Genomic DNA, 12687 nt, shown 5'->3' with positions numbered 1-12687 from the left:
ACAATGAGCGCATGGCTGCCATGCAACCCTCGACCCTCACCGGGCACTTCCTGATCGCCATGCCGGGCCTGGCCGACCCGCCGTTCTCGCGCGGCGTCGCCTTGCTCTGCCAGCACGACGAGGATGGTGCCGTCGGCCTGCTGGTGAACCAGTTGTCCGAATACCGCTTCGGCGACGTGCTGGCCCAGATGAAGCTGGAGTGCGCAGACAACGAACTGGTCGACGCGCCGGTGCTGATCGGCGGCCCGGTCCAGCAGGAACGCGGCTTCGTGCTGCACCGCGAAGCCGGCGAGTGGGAATCGAGCTATCGCATCAACGGGGACTGGTCGGTAACCACCTCGCGCGACATCCTGGTGGCGATGGCCGCCGGCGATGGCCCGCGCCAGGCGATCATGGTGCTCGGCTATGCCGGCTGGGATGCCGGCCAGCTGGAGCAGGAGCTGATGGCGAATGCATGGCTGACCGCCGAAGCCTGCAGCCGGGTGGTGTTCGACACGCCGCTGGAGGAACGCTGGAGCGCCGCCGCCGGCCTGGTCGGGGTCGACCCGCGCCAGCTGTCCGGCTATGCGGGCCACGCATGAGTTGTGTGCTCGGCTTCGATGTCGGCAGCCGCCTGACCGGTGTGGCGATTGGCAACCGCCTCACCGCCACCGCCCGCGCGCTGACCACCGTGCCGGTGCATGACGACAGACCCGACTGGGCTCGCCTCGACACACTGCGCCGGGAGTGGCAACCCGACATTCTGGTGGTCGGGCTGCCGCTGACGCTCGAGGGTGCCGAACAACCCGCCAGTCGGCGTGCGCGGGATTTCGGCGCACGCCTGCAGCAGCGTTACCGCCTGCCCGTGATCTTCGTCGACGAGCGCCACAGTTCGCAGGAAGCCGCACGGCGGTTTGCCGCCGGACGTGCCGCCGGACTCAGGCGTCGCCGCGACGCGGCTAGCATCGACGCCGAAGCCGCCGCCGTCATCCTCGAACACTGGCTGGCCGAAGCGGCGGTTCCCGCGGACAACCAAAGCCCGGATTGAACGCACACTCCATCCATCCCATCGACCCCAGCGAACCCCGTCCATGAGCCCTCGCCTGCGCCACCTGACCACGCTTGAAAACCTGCCGCGCGAGACGATCGTGCGCCTGCTCGATCGTGCCGAGGCGCTGCGCGACGCCTGCGCGCACGGCACGCGCAAGCTCGGGATCCTGGCCGGGCGCACCGTGCTGAACCTGTTTTTCGAGCCCTCCACGCGCACCCGCACCTCGTTCGAGCTGGCCGCACGCCGACTCGGCGCCGACGTGATCAATTTCGACCTCGGCGCGTCGTCCACCAGCAAGGGCGAGGAGCTGTTCGACACCTTGCACACGCTGGAGGCGATGCATCTGGACGCGATCATCGTGCGCCACAAGCAGTCCGGCACGCCGGATGAACTGGTGCGTCATGCGATGAGCGGCGTGTCGGTGATCAACGCCGGCGACGGCAACCACGCGCATCCCACCCAGGGCCTGCTGGACGCGCTGACGATCCGCCAGCACCGGCCGGACTTCGAGAATCTGAAGGTGGTGATCTGCGGCGACATCAAGCACTCGCGCGTGGCCCGCTCGGATATCCATGCATTCACCGCACTGGGCGTGAAGGAAATCCGCCTGTGCGCGCCAGCCGAATTGATGCCGGATACGGTCGAGGTTCCCGCCGGGCAGCGCCATCACGATTTCGACCAGGCGATCGAAGGTGCTGACGCCGTGTTGATGCTGCGCCTGCAGAAGGAACGCATGGCCTCGATCGACCTGCCCGACGAAGCGGCCTATTTCGCCCATTACGGGCTGGACCAGCGGCGCCTTGCACGCGCCGCCAAAGGTTGCCTGGTGATGCATCCCGGGCCGATCAATCGCGGTATCGAGATTGCCTCCGACGTGGCCGATGGCGCCCAGTCGCGCATCCTCGAACAGGTCGGCAACGGCGTCTTCGTGCGGATGGCCGTCCTGAACGAACTGCTCGCGCGCTGAACCGCCTTCCGCGGCATCCCCACAGGAACCGGACCTTGCCAACCGCCCGCCTCGGCATCGCCTTTGCCAAGCGGGCATAATGGCGCCTGCAGCACTCACTACATCGGGGATCACCATGCGATCGACGACGCGCTATCTCGCGATGGGCCTGGCCAGCGTCATGCTGGCCGCCTGTTCGCACAAGGACAAGGATGCACCGCTGGCGTTCGTGCCGGCCGACACGCCTTACGTGGTGGCCAACCTGGAGATCATGGATGACAGCACCCAAAAAGCGCTGCTCGCCCAGGCCGATGCCCAGTTGCCATCCCAACTGGCCCAGATGGACGCCGCGGCGGACCGCCTGGCGACCAGGGACCCCGATGCTGCGCGCCTGCTGCGCGCGCTGCGCGCCGAATTCAACGGCAAGACGGTCGAAAGCTTCGCCCAGTCCGCCGGACTGGACCTGAAAGGCCATTCCGCGTTCTATGGCCTGGGCCTGGCGCCGGTGTTGCGTTTCCAGCTGAGCGATCCGGCTGCCTTCGAGGCTTTCGTTGGCCGGCTCGAGATCGCCTATGGCAAGAAGCTCGACGTGGCCAGCGAGGGCAAGCAGAGCTATCGCAAGTACGTATCCGCCGCATCGGGCACCGAGCTGATCCTGGCTACGGTCGACAAGCAGGCCGTCGCGGCGCTGCTGCCTGCCAACCCGACACAGGCCATGCTGCGTGAAGCGCTCGGCCTGGACCGGCCGCAGAAGAGCCTGCAGGACGACGGCCGCCTCGCCACCCTGGCCAAGGCCAAGGGCTACAACAAGTGGCTGGTCGGCGAACTGGACCTGACCCGCGCCCTACCGCTGGCGTTTGGCGGCAAGGATGCGCTGGTCGGCGCGATCATGAAGGCGCACGCCGTGGCGGAATCGGCCAAGACCGGCGAACCGGTGGCCAACCAGTTGCAGACCTCGCCAGCCTGCAGCACCGATGCCGCGCGCATCGCGGCGCGGGTGCCGACGATCAGCTTCGGTTACACCCGGCTCGACGCCAAACACCAGGATGGCCGCATGGACATCGCCCTGGCGGACGACATCAGCAAGGCCTTCGTCGGCCTCAAGGTCGATCTCCCCGGACTGGGCAACACCGGCACGGCGCCGTTCGATCTGAGCCTGGCCCTGCCGGTTTCCAACCTGCGCACGTTCTGGCTGGCACAGGCAGACGCGGTGGCGGCCAAGCCGTTCGCCTGCCCGGCCCTGACCGATCTCAACGACGGCTTCGCCAAGCTCGGTCCGGCCATGCAGAAAGCGGCGATCCCGCCGTTCGGAGACCTGCTCGGCGTGCGCATCGCGATGGATTCGCTGTCGCCGAACGCAAACTCCAGCCTGCCGAGCTTCAGCGGCCGGCTGGTGCTGGCCACCAGCAATCCGTCCGGCCTGCTCGCCATGGGCCAGATGATGGTGCCGGCGTTGGCCCAGCTGAAACCGTCGAACGATGGCAAGCCGGTGGCGCTGCCGCAACAGATGGCCGGCATGCTGGGACAGCCTGCCTGGGCAGCGATGGGCGACAAGGCGCTCGCGCTCGGCGTGGGCGCCGGCGAAGATGCCAAGCTGGCCGATACGCTGAAGGAACCCGGCGGCAGCGCCGGCCAGATGAGCCGGATGCACCTGAGCGGCGCCATGTACCTGGAGTGGGTGCAACTGATGGCGCAGAAGGTCGACAGCCTGACCGCCGCCGCGAACGCCATGAGCAAGAGCGACGAAACGGCCACCGACAAGACCGACAGCGACGACAGCACCAGGCAGGCTGCCGCCATGGCGGCGCGTTCCAAGGCGCAGTTTGCCGCCATGAAGCTGCAGGCCGAGCGCATCGACAGCATTGATGCGGAGATGCACGTCGACGGCAGCGGCATGGTGATCACCAGCCAGACGGTGCTGAAGTAATCCGATGGTTCATGAAAAAGCCGGGGCGCTGCGGCGCCCCGGCTTTTTCATGCGCGCACGGAACGCTCCGACAACATTGTCCTGACGCCCTCTTCGCAAACCCCGTTGCCGGCTGAATCGGCATGGCTGCCGCCGACACCAGGTTCACGCGGCACCTGTTGCCATCGCGTCACGGACACCGGAGTCAACCCGTCCCGGCTGTCTTCATGACAGCCCTCTTTCCCACAAGGAGATCGCCATGCACAAGCATTCCCCGATTCGCCGCAGCATGATCGCCGCCGGCATGATTCTCGCCTTCGCCGCCGTGCCCTTCAGTCAGGCCATGGCTTCGCAGAGCGGCGAAGCCATGCAGAAATCGTCGGACAACCAGACCGTGCCGGACAAGGCCGCCGATGCCTGGATCACCACCAAGGTGAAAAGCGAATTCGGCACCACCAAGGGCGTGCACGCCACCGAAATCTCGGTCAGTACCAGCGATGGCGTGGTGACCCTGAGCGGCACGGTAGGCAGCGCAAGGGAGAAGATGCATGCCGTCCGGGTGGCGAAGAAGGTCAAGGGCGTGAAGAGCGTCGATGCCTCGGGCCTGGCCGTGGACACGATGAAATCGCACGACATGAAGTCGGACAGCATGCCCTCGTCCAGCATGAGCAGCCACTGAGCCGCAAGCGCGGCAGATGCCGACGCACACGAGAAAAAAGGAGCCTCACGGCTCCTTTTCTCTCGTGTGCGACATCGACTTCAGCGATTCAGCAGATTGCTGCCGCCGAAGTTCTGCGAGTCGCGGGTTTCCTCGAGCTCCACCCCGTCCAGGCCCTGCGACAGGGTGTGCGCATCACCGCCCTGGGCCAGCTTGATGCGCAGGCGTACCTCGTTGGAACTGTCGGCGTAACGCAAGGCGTCCTCGTAGCTGATCTCGCCGGCGTGATATAGCTCGACCAGCGCCTGGTCGAACGTCTTCATGCCGAGCAGGGTGGATTCCTTCATCAGTTCCTTCAGCTTGTGGATCTCGCCCTGGCGGATGTAGTCCTGCGCCAGCGGCGTGCCCAGCAGCACTTCCACCGCGACCCGGCGCGCCTTGCCATCGGGGGTGGGAATCAGCATCTGCGCCACGATGCCCTTCAGGTTCAGCGACAGATCCATCAGCAGTTGCTGGCGGCGATCCTCCGGGAAGAAGTGCAGGATGCGGTCCATCGCCTGGTTGGCATTGTTCGCATGCAGCGTGCACAGCACCAGATGGCCGGTTTCGGCGAACGCAATCGCATGATCCATGCCTTCGCGGGTACGCACCTCGCCGATCATGATCACGTCCGGCGCCTGGCGCAGGGTGTTCTTCAGCGCGTTGTCCCAGCTGTCGGTGTCGATGCCGACTTCGCGCTGGGTGATGATGCAGCCCTCGTGCTTGTGCACGTATTCGATCGGATCCTCGATGGTGATGATGTGGCCGGTCGAATTGAGGTTGCGGTAGCCCACCATCGCCGCCAGCGAGGTGGATTTGCCCGAGCCGGTGGCGCCGACGAAGATGATGATGCCGCGCTTGGTCATCGCCAGTTGCTTGATCACCGGCGGAAGGTTCAGTTCCTCGGTGGTGGGGATCCTCGACTCGATCCGGCGCAGCACCATGCCGACGCAGTTGCGCTGGTAAAAGCACGAGACGCGGAAACGGCCAACGCCCTGGGCGGAGATCGCGAACTGGCACTCGTGGGTCTTCTCGAACTCCTCGCGCTGGCCCGGCGTCATCACGTTGAGCACCATGTCGCGCGACTGCTGCACGCTGAGCGGGCTCTGCGTGATCGGCACGATGCGGCCCTGCACCTTCATCGATGGCGCCACGCCGGCCGTGATGAACAGATCGGATGCCTTCTTGTGCACCATCAGTTTCAGGAACGATGTGAAATCGAAGTCGCTCATGGCGTTACCTCAGGGATTCGGAATGACCAGACATTCGTCTGTTGAAGACCGGGATGCGGGACTCGTCGAAAAGGCTGCTGTCGGAAACCGAACCCGGGCTTTGGCACTTGCCAATCCCGAATCCCGACTCCCCAACCCCGGCTTCACTTGAAGCTGTCCTTGTTCTTGGCGTAGCTGGACGCCTGCTGGCGCGTGACCAGGCCGCGCTTGACCAGGTCCTGCAGGCACTGGTCCAGCGTCTGCATGCCGAACTGCTGGCCGGTCTGGATCGACGAGTACATCTGCGCCACCTTGTCCTCGCGGATCAGGTTGCGGATGGCCGGGATGCCGACCATGATCTCGTGCGCCGCGATGCGGCCGCCACCCACCTTCTTCAGCAACGACTGCGACACCACCGCACGCAACGACTCGGACAGCATCGAGCGCACCATCGGCTTCTCGCCGGCGGGGAACACGTCGATGATGCGGTCGATGGTCTTGGCCGCCGAGCTGGTATGCACGGTGGCGAACACCAGATGGCCGGTTTCCGCCGCGGTCAGCGCCAGCCGGATCGTCTCCAGGTCGCGCAACTCGCCAACCAGGATGAAGTCAGGATCTTCGCGCAACGCCGAGCGCAAGGCTTCGTTGAAGCCATGCGTATCACGATGCACCTCGCGCTGGTTGACCAGGCACTTCTGCGAGGTGTGCACGAACTCGATCGGATCCTCGATCGTCAGCATGTGACCGTATTCGTTCTTGTTGATGTGATCGACCATCGCCGCCAGCGTGGTGGACTTGCCCGAACCGGTCGGGCCAGTCACCAGGATCAGACCCTGCGGCTGCTCGATCAACTCCTTGAAGATGCGCGGGCAACCCAGATCTTCCAGCGTCAGCACTTCGGACGGAATGGTCCGGAACACCGCACCGGCACCGCGGTTCTGCGTGAACGCGTTGACGCGGAAGCGGGCAAGGCCGGGAATCTCGAACGAGAAGTCGGTCTCCAGAAACTCCTCGTAGTCGCGCCGCTGCTTGTCCGACATGATGTCGTAGACCAGCGAATGCACCTGCTTGTGTTCCAGCGCGGGGATGTTTATCCGACGGACATCGCCGTCGACGCGGATCATCGGCGGCAGCCCGGCCGACAAGTGCAGGTCGGAGGCCTTGTTCTTCACCGAGAAGGCAAGCAGTTCGGCAATGTCCATGAAGTCGTTCCCCTCAACCGATCGTCTGGATGGCATGAATTTGGATGCCACATCCGGGGTTCGGCGCCGTTGCCTCCGGCCGGCGCCAGGCGACGCCTGATCGGCGCGCCACGGCCCCCGGACAAGCAACCCGAATCCCCCTGCAGCGACGTCGATACTACTCGGGCAACTGGCTGTGCGGCCAGTCTTTCCCGCTCATCATGCCGAAACTGTCGATCCGGTTTGTGCGTCCGGTCGAAAATCATGCAACCCACGCTGGCCAGCGATCGTCGGGAGCTCGCGGGAGCACCGCGAACATCGCAAGCGCGTCTGCGCCACCGGGCGGGATTCCGGTAAGGTACGCGGCTGGAACCATCGAGGATCCCCGCATGACACGACTAGCCTTCATCGGCGGCGGCAACATGGCACGCAGCCTGATCGGCGGCCTGCTGAAAACCGGGATTGCCCCCGCCACGGTCAGCGTCGCCGAACCCAATGCCGAGGGGCGCCAGGCACTGGGGCGCGATTTCGGCGTGGCCTGCTATGCCGACAACCGGGTGGCGGTGGCCGAAGCCGAGGTCATCGTACTGGCGGTCAAGCCGCAGGTGATGCCGGCCATCCACGGCGAACTGCACGACATCCTGCATCGCAACCGGCCGCTGCTGATCTCGATCGCCGCCGGAGTTCGGCTGGACCAACTGGAACGCTGGTTCGGCAGCACCCTGCCGATCGTGCGCTGCATGCCGAACACGCCGGCGCTGATCGGCAGCGGCGCCACCGGCCTGTGCGCGAACAACCGGGTCAGCCCGGCGCAGAAAGCGCAGGCCCAGCACATCCTCGACGCCGCCGGCCTCACCCGCTGGATCGACAACGAGGCCCTGATGGATACCGTGACCGCGATTTCGGGTTCGGGACCCGCATACTTTTTCGCCCTGGTCGAGGCGCTGGAGGATGCCGCCGTGGCGCAAGGCCTGCCCCGCGACAGCGCCCGGGCGCTTGCCGCGCAGACCTGCTTCGGCGCCGGGCGCATGCTGATCGACAGCGGCGAGGATCCCGCCGTGCTGCGCCAGCGTGTCACCTCACCGCATGGCACCACCCAGGCGGCGCTGGAGAGCTTCGGCGCCGACGGGCTGCCGCGCATCGTGGCCCGCGCAGTCGCTGCCGCCACCCGACGCGGCGCGGAACTGGCCGCTGAACTGGACAGGCAGTCGTGAGTTATCTGCTGCAGGCATTGTCCTTGCTGATCGACCTGGCCTTCGATGCCGTGGTCGTCATCCTGCTGCTGCGCGTGCTGGCCGAGGCCTGCCGCGCGGACTTCAACAATCCACTGAGCCAGTTCCTCTACCGCACCACCAACCCGGTGCTGGCGCCGATCCGGCGCGTGCTGCCGAACTGGCGCCGGATCAACCTGGCCGGCCTGCTGCTGGCGTGGCTGGCGATGCTGCTCAAGCGCCTGCTGCTGTTTGCGCTGGTCGGGATGCTGCCGAGCCTGCCGGGGCTGCTGGTGTTGTCGCTGGCCGAACTGCTCGATTTCACCCTGCTGTTCTACATCGTGGTGATCTTCGGCTGGTCGCTGCTCAGCATGTTCGCGGTGGATCGCCGCCAACCGGTGCTGCGGCTGGCCGGCAGCATCGTCGCCCCGCTGCTGCGGCCGCTCGACGGCAAGCTGGTGTTCGGCCAGATCGACTTCGGCCCGATGGCGGTGATGATCGTGCTGCTGCTGGCGCGCATCCTGATCGCGGCACCGCTGCTGGATCTCGGGGCGAAGCTGGCGCTCGGGGCCTGAGTTTTCTCTTGGGGTGGCCGCTTTGGCCGATACCCTTTTTTGGAGCAATATCTCAAGAGATTTCGTGCGCCTTCGGTGCCCAGGGCACAGCTACGGCAACCATCCGGGCCACCTGTTCAACCTCGCCCACGGCATCACCCCGGAAGTCGATCCGGTGCATGCGAAAGTGTTGATGGACGAAGCACACGTGTACGGACGCATTCCGTACGGCAATTAAGCGACGCTCCAGGGAGTCGACCGATGGGATGGCTCGTCACCAAGTACCTGATCACCGCGGCCGTCGTCGTGCTCGTCTCCGAGGCCGCCAAACGCAGTGACCGACTCGGCGGCCTGCTCGCCGCGTTGCCATTGGTCACCGTGCTGGCACTGATCTGGCTGTACGTCGAACGCCAGCCGCAATCGAAAATCGCCAACCACGCCTGGTACACGTTCTGGTACGTGGTGCCGACCCTGCCGATGTTCCTGGCCTTTCCCCTGCTGCTGCCACGCCTCGGCTTCTGGCCGACCCTGCTCGCCTGCGTGGTGATTACGGTGGTGTGTTTCTGGCTGTTTGCGCTGCTGGTTCGGCGGTTTGGGATCGAGTTGCTGTAACTCGGTCGCCAAAGGCGATCGAACGCGCTTCGATCTAGCCAATCGCAGAGAGCAAGAGCATCGCGACTGAAGTCGCTCCTACATTGGATGCGGCGTGAACCGGTACCAGCATCCCACAAGCCCCAAGCCTTCACCATGCCAAAAGGGGGCTCCCTTCGGTTACAGACCCCTCCCAGTAGGGAAAGGGGACAAAACTGGCCACGCTGCAGCCACGATTTTTGGCAGCCCAGCCCCCTCCCCGTACAATGACCCGCTTATCCCAAGACAAAGCGTGCGCCCTGCGCGCGCCACCGAGCCCAATCCCGATGGAAAAGAGTTTCGAACCTGCCCAGATCGAGTCGAAGTGGTACGAGCGCTGGGCAGCCAGCGGCGCGTTCCAGCCGTCGGGCAAGGGCGAGCCGTATTGCATCCTGCTGCCGCCGCCGAACGTCACCGGCACGCTGCACATGGGCCATGCGTTCCAGCAGACGGTGATGGACATGCTGGTGCGCTACCAGCGCATGCGCGGCATGAACACGCTGTGGCAGGTGGGTACCGATCACGCGGGCATCGCCACCCAGAAGATCGTGGAGAACCAGCTCGCCGTCGAGGACAAGACGCGGCATGACCTGGGCCGCGATGCCTTCGTCGAGCGCGTGTGGAAGTGGAAGGAGGAGTCCGGCTCCACTATCACCAACCAGATGCGCCGCATCGGCGCCGCCGCGGACTGGTCGCGCGAGCGCTTCACCATGGACGAAGGTCTGTCGGCTGCGGTGCGCAAGGTGTTCATCGACTGGTATCGCGCGGGGCTGATCTACCGCGGCAACCGGCTGGTGAACTGGGACCCGGTGCTGGGCACCGCGGTGTCGGACCTGGAAGTGAACAACGTCGAGCGCGACGGCTCGATGTGGTACATCTGCTATCCCTTCAGCGATGGTCCCATTGACGGCCTGGAAGGCATGACCATCGCCACGACGCGACCGGAGACCATGTTGGCGGATGGTGCGCTGGCAGTGCATCCGGAGGACGAGCGTTACAAGCACCTGGTCGGCCGTTATGTCGACCTGCCGCTATGCGATCGGCGTATTCCGATCATCGCCGACGAATACGTCGAGCGCGATTTCGGCACGGGCTGCGTGAAGATCACCGGCGCACACGATTTCAATGATTACGAAGTCGCCAAGAGACACAACATCGAGCTGATCATCATCATGACGCTCGACGCCCACATGAACGAGAACGCACCGATCGCCTATCGCGGCCTTGATCGTTATGACGCGCGGAAGGCGGTGGTGAGAGATCTTGAGCGCGACGGCTTTCTGGTCAAGGTCGAACCGCACAAGCTGCAGGTCCCAGTGAGCGATCGCTCGGACGCCGTGATCGAGCCGATGCTGACCGACCAGTGGTTCGTCGACCTCACCTCCGACACGCTGGCCGATGGACGTCCAGGCGGCCGCAAGGCGATCACCGAACCAGCGCTGGATGCGGTGCGTTCTGGTGAGATCAAGTTTGTGCCGGAGAACTGGTCGACCACGTACACGCAGTGGCTGGACAACATCCAGGACTGGTGCATCAGCCGCCAGCTGTGGTGGGGCCATCGCATCCCGGCGTGGTACGACGAGGCCGGCAACATCTTCGTGGGCGAGGACGAGGCGGATGCGCGCAAGTCCGCCACCACGGCGCCGGTCGGCGCGCTGCGCCAGGACGACGACGTGCTCGATACCTGGTTCAGCTCCGCGCTGTGGCCGTTCTCCACGCTCGGCTGGCCGGCGAACGGCCCGGTGAAGAACGAACGCGGCGAGATCGTCGCAAACTGGGAGCAGGACAAGATCTTCCTGCCCAGCGCGGTGCTGGTCACCGGCTTCGACATCATCTTCTTCTGGGTCGCGCGCATGGTGATGGCGACCAAGTACTTCACCGGCCAGGTGCCGTTCCGCGAGGTCTACATCAACGCCATCGTGCGTGATGCGGAAGGCCAGAAGATGTCCAAGTCCAAGGGCAACACGCTGGACCCGCTGGACCTGATCGACGGCATCGAGCTGGAACCGCTGGTGGCGAAATCCACCAAGTCGCTGCTGATCCCGCAGGTGCGCGAGAAGGTCGAGAAGCGTGTCCGCAAGGATTACCCCGACGGCATCCCGGCGATCGGCACCGACGCGTTGCGCTTCACCTTCGCCGCGCTGGCCAGCTACAGCCGCACGATCAACTTCGACATCAAGCGCGCCGAAGGCTACAAGGCATTCTGCAACAAGTTGTGGAATGCGGCGCGGTTCGTGCTGATGAATGTTGAGCCCCCTCTCCCTCTGGGAGAGGGTTGGGGTGAGGGTTCGGGCGGAGCGCAATCTTCCAGCACATCCGAACCCTCATCCGTCGCTTCGCGCCACCCCGGATCGGGTCCGGGGCAGGCTCTTCTCACCCGCAAGGGGACTCCCTCGGGGTCGCCGAAGGGAGAAGGGAGGCAGCCAGTCACCGAGGCTGAGCGCTGGATCCTGACGCGCCTCAAGCAGACGCTCGGTGAAGTCGAACAGCATTTCATCACCTATCGCTTCGATCACCTCGCGCAGGCACTCTACGAGTTCACCTGGAACGAGCTGTGCGACTGGTTCCTCGAACTGTCCAAGCCGGCACTGAATGGCGACGACGCCGTAGCTGCAGCATCAACGCGCCATACGCTGCTGGTGGTACTGGAAAGCGTGCTGCGCGCGCTGCATCCGATCATTCCATTCATCACCGAGGAAATCTGGCAGGAGTTGCCTGCGCGCTCCTCCCTGAGCGCAAAGAACAGACCGGCATCCATGCCGGACTCTTCAAAAGAGCAGCTCATCCTTGAATGCGCCTATCCACGCGCCGACGACTACGATGCGGACGAGAACGCCACCGCTGAGATCGAGTGGTTCAAGAACGTGCTGAGCAGCATTCGCCGGATCCGTTCGGAGATGAACATCTCGCCGGCCAAGATGATCCCGCTGCTTTTTGCCGACGGTGATGCCGGCGATCGCGCCCGGGTGGCGAAATTCGCCGCGCAGATCAGCTTCCTCGCCCGCACCGAAACGCCGCAGTGGATCGACAGTGGTGCCGACGAACCCGCCGCTGCCGCTGCGGTGGTCGGCACCCTGCGCGTGATGATCCCCCTCGCCGGCCTGATCGACCTCGGCGCCGAAAAGGCGCGTCTCGCAAAAGAAATCAGCCGCATCGAAGTCGAGATCAGGAAGTGCGAAAGCAAACTCGGCAACGCCAACTTCGTCGCCAACGCCCCGGCCGAAGTCGTTGTCCAGGAGCGTCAGCGCATCACCGACTGGAACACCACGTTGACCGCGCTGCGCGAGCAGGCGCAAAAGCTGGGGTGACGTTCGGTATCTC

Annotated in this window: 11 protein-coding genes and 1 pseudogene; 10 read left to right on the top strand and 2 right to left on the bottom strand. The window is 64.9% G+C overall.

Annotation, left to right across the window (positions count from 1 at the left end; genetic code table 11):
* Window positions 1-11 precede the first annotated feature (11 nt).
* The 5 genes from B0E47_RS03780 to B0E47_RS03760 all read left to right on the top strand — a co-directional run bounded on the left by B0E47_RS03780 (window position 12) and on the right by B0E47_RS03760 (window position 4561).
* Entirely contained in the window at window positions 12-581 is a 570-nt protein-coding gene (locus B0E47_RS03780) for a YqgE/AlgH family protein (RefSeq protein WP_077512669.1), read from the top strand.
* Complete coding sequence (gene ruvX / locus B0E47_RS03775; RefSeq protein WP_077512668.1) at window positions 578-1027, top strand: Holliday junction resolvase RuvX; 450 nt, start codon at window positions 578-580, stop codon at window positions 1025-1027. The genes B0E47_RS03780 and ruvX overlap by 4 nt, the downstream gene beginning before the upstream one ends.
* 43 nt (window positions 1028-1070) lie before the next feature.
* On the top strand, window positions 1071-1997 hold the full coding sequence (locus tag B0E47_RS03770; RefSeq protein WP_077512667.1) for an aspartate carbamoyltransferase catalytic subunit: 927 nt from the start codon (window positions 1071-1073) through the stop codon (window positions 1995-1997).
* A gap of 115 nt (window positions 1998-2112) precedes the next feature.
* Complete coding sequence (locus B0E47_RS03765) at window positions 2113-3903, top strand: hypothetical protein (RefSeq protein ID WP_254422787.1); 1791 nt, start codon at window positions 2113-2115, stop codon at window positions 3901-3903.
* Between the two features lie 238 nt (window positions 3904-4141).
* Window positions 4142-4561 (top strand): BON domain-containing protein, encoded by a 420-nt coding sequence (locus tag B0E47_RS03760; protein WP_077512665.1) that lies wholly within the window; start codon window positions 4142-4144, stop codon window positions 4559-4561.
* Between the two features lie 80 nt (window positions 4562-4641).
* Here B0E47_RS03760 and B0E47_RS03755 read toward each other — a convergent pair whose 3' ends face one another.
* Together B0E47_RS03755 and B0E47_RS03750 are read right to left on the bottom strand one after the other, a co-directional pair.
* A complete protein-coding gene (locus tag B0E47_RS03755; protein ID WP_077512664.1) occupies window positions 4642-5811 on the bottom strand; it encodes a PilT/PilU family type 4a pilus ATPase in 1170 nt (389 codons plus the stop codon).
* A gap of 143 nt (window positions 5812-5954) precedes the next feature.
* Entirely contained in the window at window positions 5955-6992 is a 1038-nt protein-coding gene (locus B0E47_RS03750) for a type IV pilus twitching motility protein PilT (protein WP_077512663.1), read from the bottom strand.
* Between the two features lie 368 nt (window positions 6993-7360).
* Here B0E47_RS03750 and proC point away from each other — a divergent pair, with 368 nt between their 5' ends.
* The 5 genes and pseudogenes from proC (at window position 7361) to B0E47_RS03730 (ending at window position 12674) form a co-directional block, all read left to right on the top strand.
* Complete coding sequence (proC, locus tag B0E47_RS03745) at window positions 7361-8185, top strand: pyrroline-5-carboxylate reductase (protein WP_077512662.1); 825 nt, start codon at window positions 7361-7363, stop codon at window positions 8183-8185.
* Window positions 8182-8757, top strand: coding sequence for a YggT family protein (locus B0E47_RS03740; RefSeq protein WP_077512661.1), 576 nt, complete (start codon window positions 8182-8184; stop codon window positions 8755-8757). Before proC ends, B0E47_RS03740 begins: the two co-directional genes overlap by 4 nt.
* A gap of 88 nt (window positions 8758-8845) precedes the next feature.
* Window positions 8846-8974: pseudogene (locus B0E47_RS16695) on the top strand (uroporphyrinogen decarboxylase family protein); the annotation flags it as partial.
* Between the two features lie 23 nt (window positions 8975-8997).
* Window positions 8998-9348, top strand: coding sequence for a DUF3147 family protein (locus tag B0E47_RS03735; RefSeq protein WP_077512660.1), 351 nt, complete (start codon window positions 8998-9000; stop codon window positions 9346-9348).
* 305 nt (window positions 9349-9653) lie between these two features.
* On the top strand, window positions 9654-12674 hold the full coding sequence (locus tag B0E47_RS03730) for a valine--tRNA ligase (protein ID WP_077512659.1): 3021 nt from the start codon (window positions 9654-9656) through the stop codon (window positions 12672-12674).
* Window positions 12675-12687: the final 13 nt, after the last annotated feature.

The sequence above is a fragment of the Rhodanobacter sp. B05 genome (genome assembly GCF_002001085.1).
In the GTDB taxonomy this organism is placed as follows: Bacteria; Pseudomonadota; Gammaproteobacteria; order Xanthomonadales; family Rhodanobacteraceae; genus Rhodanobacter.
The sequence above is the reverse complement of the archived record's forward strand: the minus strand, read 5'-3'. Positions and strand labels throughout refer to the sequence as shown.

What these genes read in the sequence shown, in the direction of transcription:
- B0E47_RS03780 (WP_077512669.1), top strand. Translation starts at nt 12, where the DNA reads ATGGCTGCCATGCAACCCTCGACCCTCACCGGGCACTTCCTGATCGCC.
- ruvX (WP_077512668.1), top strand. Translation starts at nt 578, where the DNA reads ATGAGTTGTGTGCTCGGCTTCGATGTCGGCAGCCGCCTGACCGGTGTG.
- B0E47_RS03770 (WP_077512667.1), top strand. Translation starts at nt 1,071, where the DNA reads ATGAGCCCTCGCCTGCGCCACCTGACCACGCTTGAAAACCTGCCGCGC.
- B0E47_RS03765 (WP_254422787.1), top strand. Translation starts at nt 2,113, where the DNA reads ATGCGATCGACGACGCGCTATCTCGCGATGGGCCTGGCCAGCGTCATG.
- B0E47_RS03760 (WP_077512665.1), top strand. Translation starts at nt 4,142, where the DNA reads ATGCACAAGCATTCCCCGATTCGCCGCAGCATGATCGCCGCCGGCATG.
- B0E47_RS03755 (WP_077512664.1), bottom strand. Translation starts at nt 5,811, where the DNA reads ATGAGCGACTTCGATTTCACATCGTTCCTGAAACTGATGGTGCACAAG.
- B0E47_RS03750 (WP_077512663.1), bottom strand. Translation starts at nt 6,992, where the DNA reads ATGGACATTGCCGAACTGCTTGCCTTCTCGGTGAAGAACAAGGCCTCC.
- proC (WP_077512662.1), top strand. Translation starts at nt 7,361, where the DNA reads ATGACACGACTAGCCTTCATCGGCGGCGGCAACATGGCACGCAGCCTG.
- B0E47_RS03735 (WP_077512660.1), top strand. Translation starts at nt 8,998, where the DNA reads ATGGGATGGCTCGTCACCAAGTACCTGATCACCGCGGCCGTCGTCGTG.
- B0E47_RS03730 (WP_077512659.1), top strand. Translation starts at nt 9,654, where the DNA reads ATGGAAAAGAGTTTCGAACCTGCCCAGATCGAGTCGAAGTGGTACGAG.